This is a genomic window from Streptomyces venezuelae, assembly GCF_008642315.1.
In the GTDB taxonomy this organism is placed as follows: Bacteria; Actinomycetota; Actinomycetes; order Streptomycetales; family Streptomycetaceae; genus Streptomyces; species Streptomyces venezuelae_D.
The window spans coordinates 8,113,897-8,137,788 of record NZ_CP029192.1; the positions used below are offsets into that span (position 1 = coordinate 8,113,897).

19 protein-coding genes and 3 pseudogenes are annotated in these 23,892 nt (G+C 68.1%); 12 read left to right on the top strand and 10 right to left on the bottom strand.

The features are described 5' to 3' along the window. Nucleotides 1–41: 41 nt before the first annotated feature. Genes DEJ48_RS35855 through DEJ48_RS35865 form a run of 3 tightly spaced genes read right to left on the bottom strand, consistent with a single transcriptional unit; the run spans nucleotide 42 to nucleotide 4,034 of the window. Nucleotides 42–2,147 carry an ABC transporter ATP-binding protein gene (locus DEJ48_RS35855; protein WP_150220279.1) on the bottom strand — a complete coding sequence of 702 codons (2,106 nt, stop codon included), beginning with the start codon at nucleotides 2,145–2,147 and terminating at the stop codon, nucleotides 42–44. After that, nucleotides 2,144–3,064 carry an ABC transporter permease gene (locus DEJ48_RS35860; protein WP_150220280.1) on the bottom strand — a complete coding sequence of 307 codons (921 nt, stop codon included), beginning with the start codon at nucleotides 3,062–3,064 and terminating at the stop codon, nucleotides 2,144–2,146. Before DEJ48_RS35860 ends, DEJ48_RS35855 begins: the two co-directional genes overlap by 4 nt. 1 nt (nucleotide 3,065) lies before the next feature. Further along, nucleotides 3,066–4,034, bottom strand: a complete 969-nt coding sequence (locus DEJ48_RS35865; protein ID WP_150221601.1) for an ABC transporter permease — start codon at nucleotides 4,032–4,034, stop codon at nucleotides 3,066–3,068. A gap of 704 nt (nucleotides 4,035–4,738) precedes the next feature. On the opposite strand from DEJ48_RS35865, the gene DEJ48_RS35870 reads away from it, so the two are divergent. Both DEJ48_RS35870 and DEJ48_RS35875 read left to right on the top strand, forming a co-directional pair. Continuing rightward, entirely contained in the window at nucleotides 4,739–7,087 is a 2,349-nt protein-coding gene (locus DEJ48_RS35870; protein WP_150220281.1) for a glycosyl hydrolase family 18 protein, read from the top strand. Between the two features lie 109 nt (nucleotides 7,088–7,196). Further along, nucleotides 7,197–7,640 (top strand): SRPBCC family protein, encoded by a 444-nt coding sequence (locus DEJ48_RS35875; protein WP_150220282.1) that lies wholly within the window; start codon nucleotides 7,197–7,199, stop codon nucleotides 7,638–7,640. 39 nt (nucleotides 7,641–7,679) lie between these two features. On the opposite strand, the gene DEJ48_RS35880 is transcribed toward DEJ48_RS35875, so the two are convergent. Further along, nucleotides 7,680–7,988, bottom strand: coding sequence for a DUF5133 domain-containing protein (locus tag DEJ48_RS35880; protein WP_317850944.1), 309 nt, complete (start codon nucleotides 7,986–7,988; stop codon nucleotides 7,680–7,682). A 109-nt stretch (nucleotides 7,989–8,097) separates the two neighbouring features. Between DEJ48_RS35880 and DEJ48_RS35885 the strand changes: the two genes are divergently transcribed. From DEJ48_RS35885 to DEJ48_RS35890, 3 genes are all read left to right on the top strand, one after another. After that, the gene (locus tag DEJ48_RS35885) at nucleotides 8,098–8,655 is read left to right on the top strand and encodes a chemotaxis protein CheB (protein WP_150220284.1); all 558 of its coding nucleotides are present in this window, start codon (nucleotides 8,098–8,100) and stop codon (nucleotides 8,653–8,655) included. A 22-nt stretch (nucleotides 8,656–8,677) separates the two neighbouring features. Next, nucleotides 8,678–8,821: a hypothetical protein gene (locus DEJ48_RS39945; protein ID WP_190537796.1), complete on the top strand. Its 144-nt coding sequence runs from the start codon at nucleotides 8,678–8,680 to the stop codon at nucleotides 8,819–8,821. A gap of 380 nt (nucleotides 8,822–9,201) precedes the next feature. Further along, nucleotides 9,202–9,444 (top strand): helix-turn-helix domain-containing protein, encoded by a 243-nt coding sequence (locus DEJ48_RS35890; RefSeq protein WP_190537797.1) that lies wholly within the window; start codon nucleotides 9,202–9,204, stop codon nucleotides 9,442–9,444. A gap of 183 nt (nucleotides 9,445–9,627) precedes the next feature. Here the strand turns inward: DEJ48_RS35890 and DEJ48_RS35895 are convergent, their stop codons facing one another. After that, nucleotides 9,628–10,227 carry a GOLPH3/VPS74 family protein gene (locus DEJ48_RS35895; protein ID WP_150220286.1) on the bottom strand — a complete coding sequence of 200 codons (600 nt, stop codon included), beginning with the start codon at nucleotides 10,225–10,227 and terminating at the stop codon, nucleotides 9,628–9,630. A gap of 318 nt (nucleotides 10,228–10,545) precedes the next feature. Between DEJ48_RS35895 and DEJ48_RS35900 the strand changes: the two genes are divergently transcribed. Then, a complete protein-coding gene (locus DEJ48_RS35900) occupies nucleotides 10,546–11,097 on the top strand; it encodes an EF-hand domain-containing protein (protein WP_150220287.1) in 552 nt (183 codons plus the stop codon). 1,222 nt (nucleotides 11,098–12,319) lie between these two features. Here DEJ48_RS35900 and DEJ48_RS35905 read toward each other — a convergent pair. Then, nucleotides 12,320–13,133, bottom strand: a pseudogene (locus tag DEJ48_RS35905) (IS5 family transposase). 774 nt (nucleotides 13,134–13,907) lie between these two features. On the opposite strand from DEJ48_RS35905, the gene DEJ48_RS35910 reads away from it, so the two are divergent. After that, nucleotides 13,908–14,576, top strand: a complete 669-nt coding sequence (locus tag DEJ48_RS35910) for a transposase (RefSeq protein WP_150220288.1) — start codon at nucleotides 13,908–13,910, stop codon at nucleotides 14,574–14,576. Nucleotides 14,577–14,862: 286 nt separating this feature from the next. On the opposite strand, the gene DEJ48_RS35915 is transcribed toward DEJ48_RS35910, so the two are convergent. The 3 genes and pseudogenes from DEJ48_RS35915 to DEJ48_RS41175 all read right to left on the bottom strand — a co-directional run bounded on the left by DEJ48_RS35915 (nucleotide 14,863) and on the right by DEJ48_RS41175 (nucleotide 17,162). Then, nucleotides 14,863–15,252, bottom strand: a complete 390-nt coding sequence (locus DEJ48_RS35915) for a hypothetical protein (protein ID WP_223832318.1) — start codon at nucleotides 15,250–15,252, stop codon at nucleotides 14,863–14,865. Nucleotides 15,253–15,361: 109 nt separating this feature from the next. Next, complete coding sequence (locus DEJ48_RS35920) at nucleotides 15,362–16,300, bottom strand: TerD family protein (protein ID WP_223832319.1); 939 nt, start codon at nucleotides 16,298–16,300, stop codon at nucleotides 15,362–15,364. Between the two features lie 156 nt (nucleotides 16,301–16,456). Beyond that, nucleotides 16,457–17,162 (bottom strand): annotated as a pseudogene (locus tag DEJ48_RS41175) (hypothetical protein). A 62-nt stretch (nucleotides 17,163–17,224) separates the two neighbouring features. On the opposite strand from DEJ48_RS41175, the gene DEJ48_RS35930 reads away from it, so the two are divergent. Then, nucleotides 17,225–18,033, top strand: a protein-coding gene (locus tag DEJ48_RS35930) for an IS5 family transposase (protein WP_223832262.1) whose coding sequence is annotated in 2 segments (ribosomal slippage) — nucleotides 17,225–17,572 and nucleotides 17,575–18,033 — 807 coding nt in all. Because the reading frame shifts where the segments join, the coding sequence is not laid out codon by codon here. 742 nt (nucleotides 18,034–18,775) lie between these two features. Here the strand turns inward: DEJ48_RS35930 and DEJ48_RS35940 are convergent. Next, nucleotides 18,776–20,155, bottom strand: coding sequence for an ATP-binding protein (locus tag DEJ48_RS35940; protein WP_411757563.1), 1,380 nt, complete (start codon nucleotides 20,153–20,155; stop codon nucleotides 18,776–18,778). 108 nt (nucleotides 20,156–20,263) lie between these two features. Between DEJ48_RS35940 and DEJ48_RS35945 the strand changes: the two genes are divergently transcribed. The 4 genes and pseudogenes from DEJ48_RS35945 to DEJ48_RS35960 form a co-directional block, all read left to right on the top strand. Continuing rightward, complete coding sequence (locus DEJ48_RS35945; protein ID WP_150220292.1) at nucleotides 20,264–20,986, top strand: hypothetical protein; 723 nt, start codon at nucleotides 20,264–20,266, stop codon at nucleotides 20,984–20,986. A 420-nt stretch (nucleotides 20,987–21,406) separates the two neighbouring features. Next, nucleotides 21,407–22,303 carry a hypothetical protein gene (locus DEJ48_RS35950; protein WP_150220293.1) on the top strand — a complete coding sequence of 299 codons (897 nt, stop codon included), beginning with the start codon at nucleotides 21,407–21,409 and terminating at the stop codon, nucleotides 22,301–22,303. A gap of 238 nt (nucleotides 22,304–22,541) precedes the next feature. Continuing rightward, on the top strand, nucleotides 22,542–23,093 hold the full coding sequence (locus tag DEJ48_RS35955; protein WP_150220294.1) for a hypothetical protein: 552 nt from the start codon (nucleotides 22,542–22,544) through the stop codon (nucleotides 23,091–23,093). Between the two features lie 224 nt (nucleotides 23,094–23,317). Further along, nucleotides 23,318–23,875 (top strand): annotated as a pseudogene (locus tag DEJ48_RS35960) (STAS domain-containing protein); the annotation flags it as partial. Nucleotides 23,876–23,892 lie beyond the last annotated feature (17 nt).

Genomic DNA, 23,892 nt, shown 5'->3' on the forward strand with positions numbered 1-23,892 from the left:
CTTGCGTTGTAGTGGAGTGAGAGATGGGGTGGCGGCGGGGGCTACGCGGCGTGGCAGGCGTACGTGTGGGTCCGCTGCCCGGGCACCGGCCTGGTCGCGGGACGCTCCGTGCGGCAGCGCTCCCGTACGTCGTCGTCGGCGGACCGGTACAAGGGGCACCGGTCCACGAACACGCAGCCGCGCGGCAGGTCCGTGGCGCCCGGCTGCTCGCCGTTCAGGACGATCCGCTCGCGGGTGCGTTCGCGCGCGGGGTCGGGGATCGGGATCGCCGACAGGAGCGCCCGCGTGTACGGGTGCCTCGGGTCGGAGAAGAGCCTCTCCGTGTCGCCGGACTCGACGATGTGCCCCAGGTACATCACCGCGACGCGGTCGCAGATGTAGCGGACCACGGCGAGATCGTGGGCGACCATGAGGTAGGCGAGCCCCAGCTCACGCTTGAGCCGGCCGAGCAGGTTGATCACCCCGGCCTGCACCGACACGTCCAGGGCGGAGAGCGGTTCGTCGAGGGCGAGCAGTTTCGGGTCCGTGGCCAGGGCGCGGGCGATGCCGACGCGCTGGCGCTGGCCGCCCGAGAGCGCGGCCGGGAAGCGGTCGCTCATCGAGGGATCGAGACCGACCAGCGTCAGCAGTTCGTGGACGCGGGAGCGGATGGCGTCGCGGTCGCGACCGACGGCCCGCAGGGGTTCGGCGAGCAGCTGGTGGACGGTGAGGCGCGGATCCAGGGCGCCCATCGGGTCCTGCATGACGATCTGCACGTCGTGCCGCAAGGTACGCCCGTGCCCGTCGGACGTGGCGGCGGCATCCGTGCCCACCGACGCCCCGACCTCGCTTCCCGCGATCTCGATCCGCCCGCCCTCGGGTCGTCTCAGCCGCAGGATCTCCATCAGCGTCGTCGTCTTGCCGCTGCCCGACTCGCCCACCAGACCGAGCGTCTCCCCGGCACGCAGCTCGAAGCCGATGCCGTTGACCGCGTGCAGCGTGCCGACCCTGCGCTTGACGAACGCGCCCTTGGTGACGGGGAACGTCTTGACGAGGTCCTCGACGCGCAGCACCACATCACCACGAGCGGCGGGCTCGGAGGCCGCCTCCTCGGCGACGGGCACGATGTCCCCGGCCGGATCCAGCGTGCCGTCCGCGATCTCGGCGGCCCGCAGGCACGCCACATCGCCGTGCCCCGTGACGTGGCGCAGCTCCGGCTCGTCGGCGCGGCACGCGTCGAGCGCGACGGCGCACCGGCTCGCGAAGGGGCAGCCGCCGAGCAGGGCCGACAGGGCGGGCGGCTCGCCGCTGATCGGGACGAGGGGGCGGCGGACCCCGCCGTCCACCGTCGGCACCGCAGCCAGGAGCCGTGCGGTGTACGGCATCGTGGGCCGCCGGAACAGCGCGTGCACGTCCGCCTTCTCCACGATGCGCCCCGCGTACATGACGGCGACGTCGTCGGCGTGGCCCGCCACGACCCCCAGATCGTGGGTGATCAGGACGAGCCCGGCACCGGTCTCCCGCTGCGCGAGGCGGAGTACGTCGAGGATCTGCGCCTGCACGGTGACGTCGAGCGCGGTCGTGGGTTCGTCGGCCACCAGCACCCGTGGCCGGTTGGCGATGGCCATGGCGATGACCACGCGCTGGCGCATGCCGCCGGAGAACTGGTGCGGGAAGGACGCGGCGCGGCCCCGTGCGTCGGGGATGCCGACGAGGTCGAGCAGTTCGACGGCCTGCTCCCAGGCCGCCTTCTTCGACAGGTCCTGGTGGACGCGCAGCGCGTCCGAGAGCAGGCGGCCCACGGAGAAGATGGGGGTGAGGGCGGACAGCGGGTCCTGGAAGACCATGCCGATGGATCTGCCGCGTATCCGCGACAGCGCCCGGTCGTCGAGGCCGGTCAGGTCCTGGTCGCCGAGCCGTACCCGGCCGCGCACGTCGGCGGCGGGCGGCAGCAGCCCCATGATTCCCATCGCGGTGGCCGACTTGCCCGAGCCGGACTCGCCGACGATGCCGAGCGTCCGGCCCGGCAGCAGATCGAAGCTGACGCCGCGCACCGCTTCGACGGGCCCGGCCTCGGAGGGGAAGGAGATCCGCAGGTCCCGTACGGAGAGCACGGGGGAGGTGGCGACGGGGGAGACCTCGTCGCGCACCGGGGTGGTGAGTGTCATCGTCGGCCTCCCGCCGCGCCGGTCACAGAGGTGGGGTCGAGGGCGTCGCGCAGCCCGTCGCCGATGAAGGTCATCGACACGGTGAGCAGCACGACGAGGCCCGCTGGAAAGGCGAAGAGCCAGGGTGCGCTGGTGATGGTGGCCGCCCCGTCGGCGAGCATCGTGCCGAGGGAGACGTCCGGGGTCTGGACGCCGAACCCGAGGAACGAGAGCGCGGTCTCGCTGAGCACGGTCGCGACGACGCCGAGCGTCAGATTGACGATGAGCAGGGAGCCGAGGTTGGGGATGATGTGGCGCAGGATGATGCGCAGGGGGCGTACGCCCATGAACTCCGCGGCCGTCACGTAGTCCCGCTCGCGCAGCGACGTCGAGACGGACCAGATGACCCGGGCCGTGGACATCCAGCCGAACAGGGTCAGGACGAGGATCAGGGCGCGCCAGTCTCCGGCGAGGCGGTTGGACACCAGCGCGAGGATCAGGAACGAGGGGACGATCAGCAGGAAGTGGATGACGGCGAGCGTCAGCCGCTCCACCCGGCCGCCGAAGTACGCGGCGCTCGCGCCGATCACCGCGGCGACGAGGATCGTCAGGACGGAGACGCTCACGGCGATCACCAGCGACCGCCGCAGCCCGTGCACCGCACTGGCGTAGATGTCGTTGCCACCCTGGTTGGTGCCGAACCAATGCACGCCGTCGGGCGGTCGGGTGAGGGCGGCGAAGTCGGCGTCGGTGTGGGTGTAGGACGTGAACAGGCCGCCGAACACACTGAACAGCACGAGCAGCGCGAAGATCACGACGCCTGCGACGGCGAGCCGGTTGCGCAGGAATCGACGCAGGTAGAGCCGGCCGCGGCCGAGCTCACGACGGGGCCGGGCCGTGTCGGTCCGCGGGTGGACGGCGTCGGTTGCTGTCGCCATGTCAGCTCACCCGCACTCTCGGATCGAGGAAGACCGTGGCGATGTCCGCGAGGATCGCGCCGATGGCGGTGAGCACCGCGGCGAACGCGGCCGTCGCGACCGTGCCGTGCACGTCGTTCTTGCCGATGGTCTGGATGAAGTAGCGGCCCATGCCGTTCCAGCCGAAGATCGTTTCGGTGATGACGGCGCCGGTGAAGACGGCGGGCACGCTGAACGCCACGGAGGCCGCCGTGGGTATCAGCGCGGCGCGCAGCGCGTGCCTGCGGACTGCCTGGCTCCGGGTCAGACCGGTGGCCTGGGCCGTGCGCACGAAGTCGGAGTTGATCGTGTCGAGCAGCAGGGACCGCTGTGTCAGGTGGTAACCCACGTACCCCATGAGCGTCAGCGTCAGGGTCGGCAGGATCAGGTGGAGGAGGCGGTCACCGATCGTCGGGAGCAGCCCCGCCACGTCGGGTGAGTTCTCCCCTGCGACGTAGAGGAAGTGGAACCCGGCGTGCTGGTTGAGCCAGATGGCGACGAAGACCACGGCGAGCGCCGCGACGGGTGTCGGGACGTTGAACAGCGCGATGGACATCGCCTGCGAGAGGCGGTCGGCCGGGCCGTACTGGCGCGTGGCGGTGTAGACGGCGAGGGCGACACCGATCACGACGGACAGAACGGTCGCGATGACGACCAACTCCGCGCTGACGAGGGCGCGGTGGCCCACTTCGTCGTTGACGGAGACGCCGGTGGGGGACCGGCCCCAGTCGAAGTGGAGGGTCACCGAGGTGAGCCAGTCCCACCACCGCTGCACCAACGGCACGCCGGGGTCGAGGTTGTACGGGGCGAGGGCGTTGGAGATCTGCGCCTCGCTGCGGGCGGGCCGCAGCTCTTTGTAGTTCGAACGCGGGTCGAGGAACCAACTGGCCAGGAAGTACGTCGCGTTGGTCGCGACGACGATCATCAGGAGCCAGCCACCCGCCTTGCGCATTACATGGCGCACGGCGCGGACCGTCCCTTCACCACACACGTAGGACGCGCCGGAAGGGCGCCGGGCAGACAAGTGGAGTACATGTGTGGTGGTGCTTTCTCGGGACGTACGGGTGGGGAACGGTGCCGTGAAGGGGCGAATGTCAGCTTGATCCGCACTGACCGGGCACGCCAGCTTTTGACCGCTTCCGCCATGAGGCCGCAATACAGACGTGGGGCGCGCAATGTTCCCGTAGGGGTCGCAATGTTCCCGTAGCAAAACGATCTTGTCCGTCGCGTGCGAGCCGGTGTCTTCTCGGTTCACGCCGCGACCCGGCTCGGCCCGACGCCGCGTCAAGGGGAGGCAAAATATAGCCGAGTTGGTCCAGTCCATTGCCCCGGTCCTTTGTGGACGCGGGAGCGTCGCGGAGGGGCTCGGCGCCGCGCATTGGTACGCCCGTGCACCCTTCCGCCCGCGTTGACATGCTCACGAGCGGTGGTTCCCTGAGAGGTCTGTACCGCAGGACGCGCGTCCGACCCGCCTCAGAGCCTGTGTCATAACCCCGGCCGGGTGGGCGTCCTCTGGCACGCACGCTCGCCGCGTTGCCGAAACGTCCTGGTAGCTCCTCCCCCAGGCCTGAAGGGCCCGGGGGGACCCCCACCGAGGGCGCTCCGGCGCCTTGCGATCGCACGCACCAGACGACGCCCACTGATCCGGCCGGGGTTATGACACAGGCTCTCACCTCACCAAGGAGAGCCGTGTCCCTACTCAGACCCGCCGCCGGACCCCACGAGGGCCCGGCCCGCCCCCGACGCCTCATCGCCGTCCTCGCCGTCTTCGCGCTGGCGCTGGCCGGACTCACCGCACTCGCGGCCCCCGCCGTCGCGGCCGCCAAGCTCACCGCCACCTTCGTCAGCGAGGGCAGCGGCACGTCCTGGACCGGCAAGTTCGTCGTGAAGAACAGCGGCGACACCGCGGTCAGCACCTGGTCCCTGGAATTCGACCTGCCCGACGGCGTCACCATCAGCGACCACACGCACGGCACCGCCGAGATCAAGGGCAAGCACGTCGTCGTGACGCCCGCCTACTACAACGCCCGCGTCCCCGCGGGCCGCGACACCGAGCCGTACAGCTACACCTTCCGTGGCAGCGGCCAGCTCAAGCCGCCCACCGGCTGCCTCATCAACGGCGACAAATGCGACGGCACCGCGGCCGTGCCCCCGAAGGCACCCACCGGGCTCAGCGTCGCCGACGCCACCGCCCGTACCGTCAGCCTGAAGTGGACGGCGGCCACGCAGGGCGACTTCCCCGTCGCCTCGTACGAGGTGCTGCGCGGCACCACCGTCGTCGCGGCCAGCGCCACCACCCAGGCCACGGTGCGCGGCCTGGAACCGGCGACCGCCTACCAGTTCAGCGTCCGCGCCAAGGACACGCGCGGCAACACCGGAGAGCCGAGCGCCCCGGTCGGCGCGACCACCGTGGACCCGGCGACCGACACCGTGCCGCCCACGCCGCCCCGCAACCTCCGCGCCGGTGAGGTCACTTCGAGCACCGTGAAGCTCGCGTGGGACGCGGCCACCGACAACCAGCGCGTCGCCGCGTACGACGTGTACCGCGGCACGACACTCGTGGAGAGCCTGCCCGCCGACACCCTCACCAGCACGGTGACCGGCCTGACGCCCGCCACGGAGTACTCCTTCACCGTCAAGGCGCGGGACGCGGCGGACAACGCGTCGCCCGCGAGCAACGCACTCTCCCTCACCACCAAGGACCCCGTCGGCCAGGACGGCTACGCCAAGGTCGGCTACTTCGTGCAGTGGGGCATCTACGGCCGGCAGTACTTCGTCCGGGACCTGGAGACGTCCGGCGCCGCCGCCAAGCTCGACGTCATCAACTACGCCTTCGCCAACATCGACCCCAAGAACCTCACCTGCCTCAACGGCGTCACCAAGGGGACCACGCAGAACCCCCAGGACCCCAACCAGGGCGACGGAGCCGGGGACGCCGAGGCCGACTACGGCCGGGCCTTCCCCGCAGGGCAGTCCGTGGACGGCGTCGCCGACGACGGCTGGGGCAAGCTGCGCGGCAACTTCAACCAGCTCAAGAAGCTCAAGGCGAAGCACCCGAACCTCAAGGTGGTCGTCTCGCTCGGCGGCTGGACCTACTCCAAGTACTTCTCCGACGTCGCCAAGACCGACGAATCGCGGAAGAAGTTCGTCAAGTCCTGCATCGACATGTACATCAAGGGCAACCTGCCCGCGTACAACGGAGCGGGTGGTGACGGCGTCGCCGCGGGCATCTTCGACGGGTTCGACCTGGACTGGGAGTGGCCCGGATCGCCGGACGGGCACCCCGGCAACCACTGGAGCACGGACGACAAGGCCAACAACACCGCTCTGATCGCCGAGTTCCGCCAACAGCTCGACGCGCTCGGCGGCAGCCACCGGCTGCTCACCGCCTTCACCCCGGCCGACCCCAAGAAGATCAACGAAGGCTGGGAGCTCAAGGAGGTCTTCAAGTACCTGGACTTCGGCAACGTCCAGGGATACGACTTCCACGGCGCGGGCAGCGACAACTCCTGGGAACCCAACCGCACGGGCCACCAGGCCAACCTCTACAAGGACGCACAGAGCCCGTACCCCACCGACTTCAGCGTCGACGACGCCGTGAAGGCGTACACCGATCAGGGCATCAAGCCGCGCAAGCTGACCATCGGCTTCCCGTTCTACGGGCGCGGCTGGCAGCAGGTCGCCGACGGCGGCGCGCACGGCGAGTGGCAGAGCGCCAACGGCGCCGCGCCCGGTCAGTTCCAGGAGGAGGCGGGCACGCGCGGCTACGACAACCTGGTCGCGAGCTACCCGAACCTGACCGTCTACCACGACGAGCAGTCCGTCTCCACGTACGGCTACACCGGGGCGAACGGCCAGTGGTGGTCCTTCGACGATCCCTGGTCCATCGAGAAGAAGACGCAGTACATCAAGTCCAAGGGGCTGCTCGGCGGAATGATCTGGGAAATGTCGGGAGACACGTCGAACAACATCCTGTTCAACGCGCTGGATCGCGGCCTGAAGTAGCCATGCGAATCTTGCCGGTCCTTGCTGATCCTTGCGGGTTCTTGCGGTTTCTTGCCGATCCGCAAGATTCCGTGCCGGGACGCCCAATGACCGGCAAGACTCTCCCCTCATGCAGAGATACGACGTCACCGTGACCACCGCCGCCCCGCCGGAAATCGTGTGGAAGCTCCTCGTCGACGCGACGAGCTGGCCCCTGTGGTCGAAGGTGGACAGCCTGGACACGGCACGGTCGGAGGGGCTCGACCCGGACGGCGACGACGGCGTCGGCGCCGTCCGGGCGTTCCGCACCGGACGGGTCGTGACCGGCGAACGGCTGACGGAGAAGGTCGAGCCGAGCCTCCTGGGCTACGAGGACGCGTTCAACACGCCGATGCACAACTACCGCGCCCGCATCGAGCTGAAGCCGACAGCCGGTTCGGGCACGGTCATCCACTGGCACGGCGAGTACGAGACGAGCGGGTTGAAGCGCCTGTTCCTGCCGCGCTACCTGCAGAAGTTCATGCAGGGCATGGCGGAAGGCCTGGCACGCCACGCCGAGGTCATCGCCCCATAGCCAGGCCCCGCCGCACCGTGCGGGGCCCTGCTCGATGATTCAGGCGGAAAGGGGCGCGTCCGCCGTGGGGGAGGAGCGACGGGGTGCCCGGGACCGGCCCGCCGCCAGCATCTCGTCGGCAGCCGTGATCGCGGCGGTGACGGAACGTTTCCCGGTCATCGCGCACAGCATCTGGGACACGTCCGCCAACTCACGCTGCCACGCGGGTACGGGCTTCTCCGCGAGGGCGATGCGCGCGTTCGCGTACCGGGTCAGCAAGCTCCTCACCTGGCGCGGTTCCGGCTTCAGCACGACCACATGCTCCCTTCCGAACACTTTCTCCGAGCGCTCTCTCCGAGCCCTCGTCACCCTCGTGAATGCCTTACGGCTGCCCCGGGAGCGCACTCCCACACCGAGCCGATGGCTGGTTCGACGCCGCGCGCACGCTGTGTTCGGTAGCGGGCATTAGACGGCTCCTATGTTCGCTGCCGCACAGAGTCCTTCCGCCGCCTTCGACGTGGTCTGCCTGACCGCGTCGCTGGCCGGCGTGAGCGCGTACCGCGAGATTCTGTCCGCGCTGCCCGTGCGTTTGCTGCGGGACGCCGACCAGCTGTCGCCCGGCGTGGTCCATGTGGTGCCGGCGGGACTCCGAGCCGCCTTCTCGCCGGAGTGCGGGGTCTCCCTGCACCCCGTGCACGATCACAGCGCGGCGGACCCGACGTTCACCTCCGCCGCGGCCGCGTTCGGCCCCCGCCTGCTGGTCGCGGTACTGACCGGCCGACAGCAGGACGGGGCTTTGGGCGTACGTCATGTCCGGGGCGCGGGCGGCCGCGCGCTGGCCCAGGTCCTCGCCACGTCGGAGGCGCCCGGCATGCCGAGCGTGGCGATGGCGACGGGCTGCGCAGACTTCGTGCTGCTCCTGCCGGTGCTTGCACACGCGCTGATCAGCTTGGTGATGGTGCCGGGCGCCGCCGACATGATGCGGGTGTCGCTGCCGCCCTGGGCGGCCGTGATCCCGTCGGCAATGGCCACCTGACACAGGACGAGAGGCGTACCGCATGGCGAGCGACACTGGCGGCTCGTACGACCCGGTGGGCAACCGAATCCTCGCCGCTCTCCCCAGCTCCACCCGCGAGTATCTGCGTCCCCATCTGGAACCGACGGAATGGGCCGCCGGCGATGTGCTCTACCGCCCGGGGTGAGCGCATCGACGCCGTGTACTTCCCCCTGATCGGTGTGTGCTCGAGCGTCACCGACCTGGAGGGCCCGACCGTCGAGGTCGCCACCGTCGGCGACGAGGGCATGGTCGGCCTCCCTGTCTTCCTCGGCGTGGCGACCGCCACGGAACGCGCGCTCTGCCAGGTCTCCGGCAGGGCCCTGCGGATGGACGCCGACCGGTTCCGTCACGAGATCGCGTTGCTGGACGGGCGACTGCAACAGGCGTTGCAGCGTTTCACCCAGTCCATGTTCACCCAGCTCGCACGCAACGGGGCGTGCATCCGCGGCCACCGCACCCACCAGCGCTGCGCGCGCTGGCTGTTGATGACCGCCGACCGCATGCACGTTGATGACCGCCGACCGCATGCACAGCGAACGTTTCGACCTCACGCAGAAGTTCCTCGCGCAGATGCTGGCCGTCCGCAGGTCCTCCGTCAGCGAGGTCGCCGGCGCGCTGGCCGCGGACGGCTGCATCCGCTACAGCCGCGGCACGATCACCATCCTGGACCGCGCCCGCCTCCAGGCCCACGCCTGCAGCTGCTACGAAGTCATCCGAGAAACCCTCGACGCGGCACTCCCTCCGCACGCGGACACGACTCGTCACTGAAAACTGCGCTGCCCTGAGACACCGCGATCAGATGATGGCGGCGCCGGACGCACACCCAGGTCCCAGGTGCAGGCCGCGGCAACCTGGCCGGAACTGGTCCACGGACATGCAGTAGACGCCGACCGACGGCCGCGCGACCGCGTCGCCGTCGGACTCGACCGCGCTCCCGAAGGCGGGCTCGGCTCACGGTCCGCGCCAGAGGTTGGCGAAGGCGGCGTTCTCGATGGTCCGCCTCTGGCGTACGGCCTCCAGCTCCATCACCGCGTCGTGGACGGCGGCCAGCACGGTCGTCACCGCCTCGTCATCGAGGCCGGGCTCATCGTCGGCTCGTTCGTCGTCGATGCCCACGGCCGAGGCGAGGGAGGCCAGGACGGGTTCCTTCTCTTTCCAGCGGTCGGCCGCACGCCGGCGCGCGGGCGTATCGACCAGTTCCACGCGCTGCGAGCCGACGGGCAACCGGCCGCTGAACTGCGGCTTCAGCTCATCGTTCTCCTCCATGACGGCCTGGTACGCGGCCGAGAGGTCTCGACCCCGGCGCCACATCCAGTCCTCGATCCGCTCGTAGGGCGCCTGCCGAGTGAGCCCTGCCGCAGCCTCGCCCATGAACCGATCTTCCAGCGTCGGCTGTCCACCCGGCACGATGCGGTCGCCGTCCACGGTGACCACCCCCGCACCGATGAGATCGATCAGCTCGGCCCCCGCGAGTGCGAGGGACAGATCGCCCTGTCCCACGGAATGCTTCAGGTCCATGGCGATGATGAACAGGTCTTTCGCCGTGGTCATGAACGGCTCCCCTCGGAGACATCGACGAAGGTGCGTCCCCACCCACCGGGCCCGCGTCCGAGACCGGCGCGGCGGTGGGGCGACTGTCACCACCAGTATCGCCCCGCCCGCGCGGCCGAAGCCTTTCGCCGGGGGCGGGAGTAAGTGCCGACGGTTCGCGTCGGCGGCCGGGAATAGGCCTAGTCGCACCACTGAGGCGCATTTACCGTGCGCCTATGGGTGAGCTGCGATGGAACCCCAGAGTGCCGACCCCAGGTTCCAAGGTCGGGCCGACCAGCCTCAACGCCCAGACCAACCGCTCCGTTCAAGGAGGCCGCCATGGCGCAGAACAGCACCGAGCAGAAGTTCACCTTCCTGTTCACATGGTTCGACCGCACTGGCGACGGCTACCTCACCCGCGATGACTTCCAGCAGATCGGCGAGGTGTTCGCCGCGGTAGCGCCGGACGAGAGCAACAAGAGCGCGCTGCGCGAGGCGTTCATGCTCTGGTGGGACGTTCTGGGCGAGGCCGCTGCTCCGGACGCTCAGGGCCGCATCGGGCGCCAAGAGTTCATCACCGCCATGCGCTCCCACATCGCCGCTGACGCCAAGACCGTCGAACGCCTGGTGACGCCCATCATCGACGCCCTCATGCGCGCCCTGGACACCGATAAGAGCGGCATGCTCACCGCTGATGAGTACGTCCGCATGTACGAGGCCCTCGGTATCGACCCGGCCACCTCCAGCGCGGCCTTCCAGCGCCTCGACCGCAACGGCAGCGGCACCATCACCCACGACGAGTTCCGCACCGCCATCGAGGAGTTCTACCTCAGCACCGACACCGAGGCACCCGGCAACTGGCTGCTCGGCTCGCCACTGCCGCGCAGCTGATCGGTCCCGATACGGGCAGGCTGCCCGGGACCTGATCACGGCCGTGTCGGCGACGAGTTGACAGCGTGAGGTCACGCATGGGTGAGGCTTTCGTGGTCCCTCCGCTTCCGCTCCCAACCCGGCGAAGCCGGGATCGCCGGAGAACTGAGGCGTGGGCAGGGCGCGTACGGCAGCCGCTGTCGCCTGCCGCACCCCGGACGGCAGGCTGGTCCGTGACCGGTCCGGGGACAGTCCTCGTGCAGGTCGACGGTCGACTCGGGCAGCCTGTGGCTTACCCAGAGTGACTCCCGTGTCGGACTGCCTGGAGCGCAACGGCCTCTCCAGGCAACCGGCTCAAGGCTCTAGAAGAACCCAAGTTTCTTTGGACTGTACGAAACCAGAAGGTTCTTCGTCTGCTGGTGGTACAGGCGGTGCAGCCTTCTGACCAGCAAGGATGCCGGTCCGACAGTTTCAATGTGGGGAGTTGGCCCGCGTATGGTCCGGATCTTGGTGGTAGTGGGGCGTGTTGTATAGCGATGGTTTGGTTGGTAGCAGGGGACAGGCGGCGAGCGAGATAACGCGTGATACCTCGGCGCGCATGGCCGTCTTGGGCGGGCCGCAGGGGGTGTTGGGGGCGGCTGACCCGGCGAAGCCTGGGGATGATTACTGGGCGGGTGGCTGCGATGCGGTGGTCCTGGACGCCGGCGATCGTCGCGATGGCCTGCTGGAGGCTCTTCTTGCCGGGCGATGCTCAGGCGTCGGTGATTGGTTGTCAGGTGGGGGCGGGTGTCGGGGTCTCTAGGGCGCTTTGTGGCCTCCCGCAGTCGGGGCGCCGTCCGGAAGGCCGGCGGCGGTGGCCCACTGCTGATCGTGGACCGGACCACTCTGGGCGACGGCGCGATCCGGTCCCACATGGCACAGGTTGTAGATCGCGTCTTGTGGGGTCCAAGGCGGTCCAGGTGAGGCGCATAAGGCCAGGTCAGCTCGTTGTGGTTATCGTGCGTCTACGTGGTTGGTGAGTTGCGTGTGAGATGTGAGGGCCCCGCCGGAACCGTTTGGCGGGGCCCTGTCGCATCTGGAGACCTGGCTGAGGCGCGGGGACTGAGCTCTGACGTACCGCTGCTTCTGAAGGTTGAGGGTCCGAGGTGTGCGGGCCATCCGTGGGGATCTTCGATGGCGCCAGGGGTGGGGGCATCGGCTGGAGCTGGGTGGGCGGCCTTGAGAGTAAGAGCTCGTAACAGGATCATGAATGGGCCTTCTTGAGGCGGCGCCAGCAGATCAGGCTGCAGGCCAATGAGACGAAAGCGTCGTGGAGTTCGAGGCGTCGATCCCAGCGCACGGCGAGTCGCTTGAACTGGTGGAGCAAGGCGAAGGTCTGCTCAACGACGTAGCGGAGCTTGCCAAGGCCCTTGATGTTGGGGGCGCCCTTTCGGGAGATCACGGGCATGATCCGGCGCTTGCGCAGTCCGCGCCGGACGGCCTTGGAGTCGTACGCCTTGTCGCCCAGGAGAGCGTCGGGTCGACGTCGCGGTCGGCCGGGGCGTCCGGCCACGGGTGGCAGACCGTCGACCAGGGCGAGGGCCTGGGTGATGTCGTTGACGTTCGCCGCGGTGGTGATGAAGTGGAACGGAGTGCCGCGCCCGTCGCAGATCAGGTGGTGTTTGCTGTCTGTTTTCCGCCGGTCGACCGGCGACGGACCGGTCGCGGCTTCCCCCTTTTCGCGCGGATGTGGGAGCCATCCACACACACGCGGGACCAGTCGAGTTCGCCGGCCGCGTTCAGCTTCGCGAGCAGGATGCGGTGCAACTGCTCGAAAACCCTCGCCTGTTGCCAGCGATCCAGCCGCCGCCAGTAGGTCTGTCCGGAGCCGAACCCCAACTCCAGAGGCAGAAGTTGCCAGGCGATGCCCTGGTGCAAGACGGACAGGATGCCTGCAAGCACAAGCGGCCGGCCACCGGCTTCGGCCCCGGCGACCGCTCGGGCCAGGGAGGCAGCAGCGGCTCGATCAGCTCCCACAAGTCGTCATCCACGATCCACGGCCGAGTCGTCACACCCATCCGAACGGTCAGATCGTCACAACAGTCACGCCCAACCAGGGCCATTCAGCAAGATCCTGTTACGAGATCTAAGGGTCGAGGCAAAGGCCGATCCGCGCGTGCAGCGCGACCTCCCCTGGCGTCCGCATAGCTCCCGGTCTTCGTGTTTAGGGCTCTACCTGGCGCGTGGGTCAATAGTGGTCGAGAAAGGGATCCGATGAGGCGATAGAGCGGCCCGTTTCTGCCTCATGCCGAGCCATGTGGTGCGGAACCGGCTAACGCCTGAAGGCTCACTATCTTTCGGTATTGGTCTGGGACCATATGTAGGCGTTGCTGCGGGCTGGGATCTGACTCATGAGCGATTGGACCGGGGTGTCTTTACCGGCGAGCGTCGGTGCCGGAACCGGGCAGTGCATAGTGGCACCGGCCCGGTGAGGCGTGTCTCCAGAATGGACCTGCGGTGAGCCTGCATTTTCTCACGGCTGACTGCTTTGGCGGGCCGGTGGCAAGGGGACGCTTGACACGGGAGATGATCGATTCTGGTTGCATATACCGAACGATTCTCGTCAGCTCTAGATGAGGTCGCTTTAGAACTTTTGCAGTGGGCTGATGGGTTGGGCGTCGTACGGCGAGCCGGGGTAGAGGGAACCGGGAGCTATGGAGCTGCCCTGTCTCGATATCTCCTCGCCCGCAACGTCGTGGTGATCGAAGTGAACCGGCCGGACCGATCGCTTCGCCGGCGGCAGGGGAAGTCCGATACGGTCGACGCACAGGCTGCTGCCATGGTTGTACTGAGTGGCCGGCCGCGCACACGCCTTCGCCAAGTCCGGTGACGGGCCGGTGCAGAGCATCCGCCTGTACAAGGTGGCCAAAGACTCTGCCGTGAAAGCTCGCACTCAGGCCACTAATCAGCTGAAGGCGGTCTTGGTCACCGCTTGTCCGGCACTGCGGGAGACACTGGCCGGATTGAACCGCCGATCACTGATCCGCGCTTGCGCGGCGCTGAGGGAAGAGGAGGGGGACCGCGACCCTATCCAGGAGGCCACGCGGTTCATTCTGTGCTTGCTGGCTCAGCGTATTGGGCAACTGACTGTTCAGATCCGGGAAGTCGAGCGGCGCCTGGCCCAGCTCATTGGGACGCACTTTCCGCAGCTGCTCGCCGCGGTGGGCATTGGGCCAGACAGCGCCGCCGCCTTACTGGTCACGATGGGAGGCAACGTCGGGAGGCTGTGTAGTGAGGCTGCCTTTGCCGCTTTGTGCGGGGCGAGTCCCGTCGCGTATCACTCAGGGCTCCAGCGGCGACATCATCGGCGCAATCGCGGCGGCGACCGCAGAGCGCATGCCGCTCTCCACCGCATTGTGCTGACTCGACTGCGCTGGGACCTGCGCACTCAGGCGTACTTTCAGCGGCGTACGGAGGAGGGTAGGACACGACGCGAGATCACCCGCTGCCTCAAACGCTAAGTCGCCCGTGAAGTGTTCAATCTGGTCCGGTCCGGCGCCCAGGGGACAGGGCGAGGCGATCCGAACGGTTCACCTCCGCTCGCGCGGAGACCACCGGATCGTCAGGTCCGCGTACGCCCCCCCCGACGTGGGCTCAGCTCCGTCCGCAAGGGTCACAGAGACCACTAGAGAGTGTCTCTGTGACCCTTGCGGACGGAGACGCTCGCAGTCGCATATCAGACCGCATTGCACCTCGTTGCCATCCTGATCTGGGTCTGCATACGACAGGGAGCCGGAGTAGGCCGGTCTATCGGAGGTCGGTGCTTGGTTGGCGACGCCAGTCCCAGCTGGGATGACGGTCCACCAGGGTGAGGAACTCGCTCGTCGGCAAGATTTCGAAATGGTTGGTGTCGACGAGACCCTGGACACCCGGGAGAACATCGCGGAGGAATGTCCGGGCGGCGTCCACGGACTGGCACGACACGTAGACGGCATACGGTTCGCCGATTGAGGCCATCACTTGCTCGAGCTCGTCCGGCTCGTAGTCCGTCAGGATCCCGCCCGAGAGGTCGAGGTAGAAGGAGTACCCGTGCCAGTGCAACCTTTCGTCACCCGTCACAGGATCCGGCACGAGTTCAAAGGCGCGGAGTCGTCGCTCGAGCGACGGGCGTTGCTTTGCGGGGACAAGGATGATCACTGATGGCCAGGACACGGTTTACCTCCGCGGGGACAGTAGGCAAGTGCTCCCTTCGGTCGCCATACCTTTCGCTTCAGCTGGGTGGCCTCGTCGTCAAGGGGGACAGGAACTAGCCCACGTCGACGCCGTGGGCTCTGGCCAGGCCGTCGGGTCCGTCTGCCCAGCCCTGTCCGACTGCGCGGAGTTTCCATACGGGTTGGCCGTCGGGGGACCGGTGGCGGTACAGCTCCGCGATGACCATGGCTCGGATGGCAGGGTCGGAGGGCGGTTGGAAGGTCCAGGTGGCTGTGACGCATCCGATGTCGAGTTCTGCGTGGGTGAGGGCGCCGCTTGTCAGTCCGGTGTCGACGTCCATGTTGATCACGATCGTCATACGCTGGACGTGTTCTGGGAGGGCTGCGAGGTGGACGGCGGCGCGCTCGACGGTGCGCGTGCCATGGATCTCCTTGCCCAGGAGTCGCGCGGCCCCTTGGGCGGCAGAGGGCTGGTTGTAGAAGACGAAGTCCTGGTCGGAGGCGACCCGGCCTTGCGCGTCGGTGAGGAAGAGGGTGAGGTCGGCATCTGCCCCGCCGAACCTGAACGCGATGGTCAGTCCTTCCCACGCCTCCTCGGGCAGTGCGAGGTTCTGCCCCGGTGTGAGCGCCGTCGGGGGAGTGGAGGCGGGCTCGCTGGTTACGGGCGGCTGGGCCGTGGTGGGGGCGTGGGTCTTCCACTCGGCGAAGGTACGGATCCGGTAGTGGTCCGGGGCCGGCGTATCGGGGGCGGTTGGGGGGGTGGCGCGGAGGTCGCCGTCCAGGCCGGCCAGGGTGGAGTCGGACGTGGCGGCGTCGTCCTGGGCGTGGTCGAGCAGGCTCTGTAGGCCGGACACCCGGCTGGTGTCGAGCGGTTTGATGGTGCTGGACAGGTTTCCGGAGGCGGTGGTTGCGACGGCGCAGGCGACATCATGGCCGATGTCGAGGAACCTCAGTGCGTCCTCGGGCTGTTGCCAGTGGCCTGCCTCGATGGCCTGCCTCGATGGCCTGGCGGGTCCACCTGCCGTACGCCACAAACCCGAGCCGCTGCGTGTCCGGCATACGCGTGATGACCGCGAGGTCGATCGCGGTGATCCCGGGTGCGACGGAAAAGCCCTCCTTGAGGGTGGCGATGATGTTGGACCCCATAGCTGTGAGCCACCACATGACGCGGTCCCGTTTGGCGAGCGTTTTCAGCGTGGGGCGTCCGCTGGAGGTGATTCCGGGGGGTCTGGTCGGGCAGCGAGTCGATGTCCTGTTGGCGCATCACCACGGACATCACGGAGCCTTCGACCCCGACCGCGCAGCCGGCGGCGGGGTTGTCGGAGAAGGCGTAGTTGACCGTCTCGCACACGGTCGCCTCGTCGTTTCCGAGCAGCGACTGCCACCACTGCTGCACCTCGGCGGTCAGGTGCGTACAGACTCTCGTACTCTTCGACTGCATGTTGCGGAACCAACTCGCGCACGGTGTCCGCAGCCTCGCGGCGCGCGACCTCAGGCAGTCGCTCCCACGCGGCCAGGCCCTGGAAGAAGGCGTGCACGGGACGCCAGATGCCTATACCAGCTGCGGAGTTCGGCGATGTGGTGTTCGTAGGGAAGGTGCGGCCCGGGACGTGGCGCGTCCACCTGCGCCATGGTGTACGCAAAACTGTCGCCGGAGGGGAGCCGTCCGACCGCCAGGGTGAGTTGTTCCTGGCGGGTCAGCTCCAAATTATCTAGGGAGAAAGGAAGTTCGGCCTTCTCTAAAGCATCGAAGAAGCCGAGCACGACAATCACCGTGTGCGCCGCCTCTAGAACACGGGTCCGTTCAACGCGCCCGTCGGCACGTCCCAGTCGTTCGCCCAGGCCAGGTGCCGCGTCGCGATCCAAGCCGAGGATTCTCCCGCGTGCATCGACCATGCCGAGCAACCCACTACTTAGAAGCCATTTCAGTTGGCGTGATTTTGCGGCAGTCTGGGGTGATGACTGCTGCGCTCGTCGAGCGGATGGCGCCGGAAGACTTATGGGAGTTGTTCCAGCGAGTGGTGCCGCCGGCGCCGGTTCGCCCGCAGGGTGGAGGCCATCGCCGGCGCGGGGGCCGCGAGGTGCTCGCCGCGATCATCTTCGTGGCCACCTCAGGCTGCACATGGAACCAACTGCCGCCGGGCTTCGGGTTGTCGGGGGTGACCGCCTTTCGCCGGTTCACCGAGTGGACCGAAGCCCGGGTGTGGGCCAAACTCCATCGCCTGGTCCTGGACGAACTCGGCGCCCAGGGCGGGCTGGACTGGACGCAGTGTGCGATCGACTCCGTCAGTGTCCGCGCCCTCAAAGGGGGCAGCTGACGGGACCGAATCCGACCGACCGCGGCAAGAAGGGATCGAAAATCCACCTCATCGTCGACCGGCAGGGTCTGCCCCTGTCGATCGGCATCTCCGCCGCCAACCTCCACGACAGCCAGGCCCTCATCCCTCTGGTTCGTGGCATCCCGCCGATCCGCTCCCGTCGCGGCCCGCGACGCCGACGGCCGGGGAAACTGCACGGAGACAAGGGCTACGACTACCGCCACCTGCGGCGATGGCTGGCATCCCGCGGCATCCGGCACCGCCTCGCCCGCAAGGGCATCGAGTCGTCCCAGCACCTGGGACGACACCGCTGGGTCGTGGAGCGGACCGTGTCCTGGTTGTCCGGCTGTCGACGCCTGCACCGCCGCTACGAGCGCAAGCCGCAACACTTCCTGGCCTTCACCGCCATCGCCGCAACCCTCATATGTCACCGCAGACTGACCAAGTGAAATGGCATCTTAAGCCACCGGTCGCTAGGTTGAGCGCTCCGCCGAGCGCGCGGTCTAGCGCCGCCATCGCAGGAAGATCTTCGCCCAGCAGCACCAATGCATCTCCGAACGACAGCCACCTACGTGGCCCCACAGCACTCCCCATGGCGTGCGCTCCCCGGATACCAGTGCCAGCCTGGCTCAGAAGAAGCGCCAACGAACCTCGTTCGCAACGGATCCGTTGTGCCCGGGCAGGGTGCGTTTCTTCTGGAGGGACCTCGCTGTTGGCCAGCACGGACGCATCGGCCCTTGGCGGCCAGCGTGACCTCGACTGCCCCGCTCTTCGCAGGTGCGAGGCGATGACCTGGGGTTTCTCGTCACTCAAGAAGAAACGCACCCTGCGCCCCCGACGCTGTCCCGCCGGATCCCCGACGGTTACCGGGGCATTGCTTACATCCGGTCCGGCAAGCTCCACCTCCAATCCCGCCGTGGCGCCGATCTCAGCGGCGCCTTCCCAGATCTCGTGGTTGCTGCCGCCCGGCTGGAGGAGGACCTGGTGATTGATGGGGAGCTCGTGGTCCTCCAGGGCGGCCGTCTGGGGAAGAGTGAGGCCGAGCAGGATGCCGCGCTTGGACCTGTGCGGGAATTTGACCGTGAGGGGGGTGATCGTGAGTTCAGACAAGGGCCGTTCCGGTGGTGCGAGGGCGGGGCCGGAGCGGCACACACGGCGTGGTGCGTGCCGCTCCGGCGTGAGGGGACGGGGTCAGAGGCCGGTGGGCGGGGGAAGCGGAGGGGGCGCTCCGGCGCCGCTGGCGCCGTCGATGGAGGACGAGTTCGGGGCCGGGGGAGCGCCCTGCGGCGGAGGCGTGGAAGCGCCGGGCGGGTTGGACAAGAACCCGCCGCCGGAGGGGGACTGTGCACCCGAACCGGGACCGCCCTGGCCGGGGGTGCCGCCGAAATGACCACTGGTGTCCTCGGTGGGGCGCGTGGGCGGAACAGCCTTCTCCAGCCCGTCCTCCATGCCCTGGCCGCCCGAGGAACCACCGGGGCTGCCGGATTCCTTGCCGCTGCCACCCGTGGAGTTGGCGGCGATATCGCCGGGGAAGCCACCGCCGGGCACCGAGTCGGGCCCTTGCGATGCGGCGCCCGCTCCGGCCGCCGCGCCACCGGTTCCGGCGGTGGCTGCCATGGCGGCGGCCTTGCGGCCCGCGCGCTCGGTGTGCTGCCGGGCCATCTGGGCGCCGGCTCCACCGGCCCGGTGAATCGATTCGCCGTCTGTGCCTTCTGCGGCCCAGTGAACGAACTTGAAGGTCGCGTACGGGCAGAGCAGCACCAGGACCATGATCACGATGCCAGACATGACGTCGGCCAGGGCGCCGAGGCCGTTCTTGGCCTCGGTCTTGCCCATCGCGGCGATCCCGAGCACGAAGATCACGGTCATCAGGAGCTTGCTGACGACCAGGGTGGCGGTGGCTTCGATCCAGCCGCGTCGCCAGCGGCGGGCGGCTTCCCAGCCGCCGCCGGCTCCGGCGAACACGGCCAGGGTGACCATGACCAGGATGCCGACCTTGCGGACCATCATCACGCACCAGTACAGAACCGCTCCGATGGCAGCTCCGATGGCGGCGAAGACGGCGACGAGCCAGCCCATCCCGGTCAGGCCGGGAATCTGATTCACCTTGACCATGCGCCGCACTGCGGATTCGATCGACAGGTGTGCTGCTTTGAACAGGCCGTCAGACAACGCGTCGACCACTTCGATCGCGACGGTGGTCAACGCGATGGCGCTGAAGGCGAAGAGCACGCCGGAAGCGGTGCCGGTGAATGCCTGGGGCAACGCCTGACCGTCGCGTTTCATCGCGGCCCGTATGAGTTGGGCGCAGAAGGTGGCGACCAGGATGATCAAACCGATCGGCAAGATCATCTCGTAGTTGTCGCGGAACCAGCCCGCGTTCAGGTCGACCTTGATCGTCTTGTTCACGGCCTTGGCGGTCAGATCGGCCGAGGCGGCGGCGAGTTCGCCGGCCGACTTGGCCATCCAGTCGCCGATGACCTTGCCCGGGGCACTGGCGAAGTCGACCGCGCCTTTGGCGGCGCCGCCGATGGAGCACAGCGGCAGAACGCATCGAACACCTACGGGCAGACCAGCGGTGCTCGCAGAGATGTCCGAGCCGCCATCCAACTCTTGGCCTGGCTAAGCGAGTCCGGCACCTCGTTGGCCACCTGCACCCAATTTGACATCGACCAATGGGTGGACGAAGGCCCCTGGCTGCGGCACATCGCGCGGACCTTCCCCCTGTGGGCCGTCGAACACCGTCACGCAACCGGTTTTGAGATCCCCCTGTCGGCTAGGCAGGACGAGACGAGCGGGATCGAGCAGACCAGCCGATGGCAACTCGTGCGTCAGCTTCTCCATGACGAGACACTCGACCTCACCGACCGCGTCGCCGGGCTACTTGTCCTGCTCTTCGCTCAGCGCCTCAGTACCATCACGGCCCTCACCGCCACTCACGTGACCCACGAGGACGCTGCGGTCAGTCTGTCCCTGGGCAGCCATCCACTGCAGATGCCGCCGCCGCTGGACATCCTGATCCTTCGCCTGGTCAATGAGCGCAAGGGATTTGCTGTCATCGGACAGATTGACGATCATCCATGGCTGTTCCCCGGCGCCTTCGCCGGCCGCCCGATGACGAACAAGCAGTTGATGCGACGGCTCCACCGCCTCGGCATCCGCGTCAAGCCGGCCCGGAACACGGCTCTTCTGGACCTTGTGGGCGAACTTCCTGCCGTCGTTCTGAGCCGCCTCCTGGGCATCACGGTCCAGACCGCGGCCCACTGGACACGCCGCTCCAGGCTCCCCGAGTCACCTACGCAGCCGACTTCTCCCGCCGCTGACCCGATATGCCTGGCGCCCGCTCCAGGGGCAGCAGTGCCGCGCCCTGTCCAAAGCATGGCTTATGAGTCCATAAATTGATGCAAGGTAGTGGAAACTTTGACAACCGCGAAAGATTAGGGGACTCCATCCCATAGCGACAGATTTGATTTTCTCTTGAAGTACATGCGTATGGCAGCCCTGGCTGCCGTCTCGATGGCCACCCCGACGCTCTTGGCCGCTGCACCCGCGGCGGCGGCAGAGGTCAGCCCGCCGGCCCTCTCCATACCGGAGCCCGCTCCGGAGCCCGGGAGCCCGGAGCTCCCGACTGGGCAAGGAGAGCCGTCAGCCGGTGATCCGGCCAGCTCCGGTGCCGCGGCATCGCCGCAGGCCGCTGCGGCATCCGAGGCAAGAATTAGCCCGGCGGCGCCCCCGGCCGGAGTTCCTGCCGAGCCGACGCCGGGCGCTGCCGAGTCGGTACCGACCGGCGCCCCCACCACGCAGCCCGAAGCCCCTGGCACCGTGGACACGGCCGCAGGAGAGGAGACGGGCAGCGGAACCCGGCCGTCCTCCCCCACCACCACCCCGAACGGCACCATCGAGCCGACCGGGACCGCCGAGTCCGTCACCTCGGCCCAGCCTGCCGCCGGGCCGGCCCGGGAATCCGAAGAAGGCCCGGCCGGTGCGGCGGAGTTGGACGAGTCGGCACTGAGCACTACGCTGCACGGCCTGCCCAGCAAGGTCGTGCCCGGCTCCGGCTGGAAGAATTTCACCTTCCGCGCCATCAATTCCTCTGCCAAGGCGATCAAGACGGTCGACGTCTACGCTCTGCTGGCGGCCTTCGGCCACAATAATCGCGACAGGTGGCACCTGCTGACCCTGCAGTGGTACGACGAGGACGCATGTGTCTGGAAGACGGTCGACCCCAACATCGGCCACCTCACCACGCTCGCCGGGTTGGCGCCCGGTGAGCACACCGACATCAAGTTGCGAATGAAGGTCGGCGTCGGCACGCCGGTAGGCGTCGGCTACGCCTCGGCGCTCGGCGGATACCTCGACGAGGACGACACCCTCATCATGTCGGATGCGATGCCCTACGACTTCGACATCGTGGTCGAGAAGAGCGAGCCGCCGGCCACGGGCGAGCTCGGCAGCAAGCCGCAGGACCCCGGCAACAAGCCCGCTTCGCAGGGCGACTTGCCACAGGTTTCGGCCACCGACACGGGAGGCACCGTCGGCCGGGCCGACTCGGGTGCCACCTTGACCGAGACCGGCAGCGACGCCGACTCGGGCGCCACGTTGGCCGCGACCGGCAGCACCGCCGGCTCCGGCTGGATGCTCGGGGCTGGCGGTGCCTCGATCACCCTGGGCGCGGCGCTGGCCGCCGCCGCCCACAGCCGTCGCCGTCACACCGCCTGAGCGACGGCCGACGTGGGCGGGCCACCGGGAGGAAACGGCTCGCGGCCGGAGCCTCCCGGCGGCGGACCTTGGACGGGCCCTGGCCCTCGGATGGCCGACGCACCGTGCCTGAGGGCGGCATTGGTTGCTGGTACGGCGGTTGGGGGTGTGGCCCAGCACGGCCCGGCTCGTACTACCACCGAGCAGGACACGGAAGGCCGGATCGTGAAGCAGGAATCTTGGATGAAGGATTGAGTGAATGTTCGACCGGTGGGGTGTGTGGGATGTGCTTCCGGACAGCGGGCGGCGGCGATGGTTGCTGGAACCGTTCGAGGGGGTGGGTCCGCTGCGTTTCGGGATGCGGCCAGAGGAGGTCACCGCAGCGCTGGGTGCCCTCGTACGGAACCCCCAGCGCCACACGCGTGCGGCTCTCTCGCGAGATCGGTACAGCACGGTCAAGGGAGAGTGCTGGGGGCTGGGGCTGACGTTCTACTACGGTCGGGAGGAGCGGCTGCGCGGGATATCGGTCGACGCCTTGAAGGGCCCTCAGGTCTACGCGGACTGCGTCGCGCTGGTCGGCCGGACGCCCTCGGAACTCGAGCAGTGGATTGTCGACCGTGCCGGGATCCGCGAGCCCTTCTCCGAGCTGTTTTATGCGAACCTCGGTGAACCCGGATCACGGAGCCTGGGCGTAGTGATCGGCGTCCAGAGATCGGGGGACCACCTGCTCACCCGACCGGTGTTCCTCCCCGCGGAGGCCATGGACGCACCGGTGAGCTTCCTGCCTCCTGAGGCGTGGACAATCCACTGACCAGAACCCATCCCTGCCCCCTGCCGAGGTGCCGACGCAGCTGTATGACAGAGGCGTGAGCGCGGCGTGTCTACGGAGAGCCCAGGGCGTACGGAGTCCTCCCCCGGGGGATGTACGAGATCAAGAGAGGTTCAAAGGTGGGCTCTTAGACGTCGTTTCATCTTGTTGTTTTATCCCGGTATGTGTCTTTGATGTGGTGACGTCGGGTCTCGCCAGGAGATGGTGTGCTGTGCATCGTCTTCGGACCCGTCGTCTCCGACATCCCGATGGCCGCGCTGGTCGCCGTCATGGTGATGGTGTCCTTCGCGACCTTCGACTGGCACTCCATCGCCCCCAGAACCCTCAAGCGGATGCCTGCGGGCGAGATCGCCGTCATGGTCATCACGGTGGCCTGTGTGGTCGCCACCGACAACCTCGCCATCGGCGTCGTCGTCGGCTCCGTCACCGCCATGGTCATCTTCGCCAAGCGCGTCGCGCACCTCGCCAACGTAACCGCGGTTACCGACCCCGACGGGGGCAGCGTCGTCTACTCCGTGACCGGCGAGCTGTTCTTCGCCTCCTCCAACGACCTCGTCGGTCAGTTCGACTACGCCACCGACCCCGACAGGGTCGTCATCGACCTCACGGCCGCCCATATCTGGGACGCCTCCTCCGTCGCCGCCCTCGACGCCATCGAGACCAAGTACAAGCAGCGCGGCAAGACCGTCGAGATCATCGGCCTGAACCAGCCGAGCGCCCAGATCCACGACAAGCTCAGCGGCGAACTCACCGGAAGCCACTGACCCGCGCTGGCGCAGCA

What these genes read in the sequence shown, in the direction of transcription:
- DEJ48_RS35855 (WP_150220279.1), bottom strand. Translation starts at nt 2,147, where the DNA reads ATGACACTCACCACCCCGGTGCGCGACGAGGTCTCCCCCGTCGCCACC.
- DEJ48_RS35860 (WP_150220280.1), bottom strand. Translation starts at nt 3,064, where the DNA reads ATGGCGACAGCAACCGACGCCGTCCACCCGCGGACCGACACGGCCCGG.
- DEJ48_RS35865 (WP_150221601.1), bottom strand. Translation starts at nt 4,034, where the DNA reads ATGCGCAAGGCGGGTGGCTGGCTCCTGATGATCGTCGTCGCGACCAAC.
- DEJ48_RS35870 (WP_150220281.1), top strand. Translation starts at nt 4,739, where the DNA reads ATGACACAGGCTCTCACCTCACCAAGGAGAGCCGTGTCCCTACTCAGA.
- DEJ48_RS35875 (WP_150220282.1), top strand. Translation starts at nt 7,197, where the DNA reads ATGCAGAGATACGACGTCACCGTGACCACCGCCGCCCCGCCGGAAATC.
- DEJ48_RS35885 (WP_150220284.1), top strand. Translation starts at nt 8,098, where the DNA reads ATGTTCGCTGCCGCACAGAGTCCTTCCGCCGCCTTCGACGTGGTCTGC.
- DEJ48_RS39945 (WP_190537796.1), top strand. Translation starts at nt 8,678, where the DNA reads ATGGCGAGCGACACTGGCGGCTCGTACGACCCGGTGGGCAACCGAATC.
- DEJ48_RS35890 (WP_190537797.1), top strand. Translation starts at nt 9,202, where the DNA reads ATGCACAGCGAACGTTTCGACCTCACGCAGAAGTTCCTCGCGCAGATG.
- DEJ48_RS35895 (WP_150220286.1), bottom strand. Translation starts at nt 10,227, where the DNA reads ATGACCACGGCGAAAGACCTGTTCATCATCGCCATGGACCTGAAGCAT.
- DEJ48_RS35900 (WP_150220287.1), top strand. Translation starts at nt 10,546, where the DNA reads ATGGCGCAGAACAGCACCGAGCAGAAGTTCACCTTCCTGTTCACATGG.
- DEJ48_RS35955 (WP_150220294.1), top strand. Translation starts at nt 22,542, where the DNA reads ATGTTCGACCGGTGGGGTGTGTGGGATGTGCTTCCGGACAGCGGGCGG.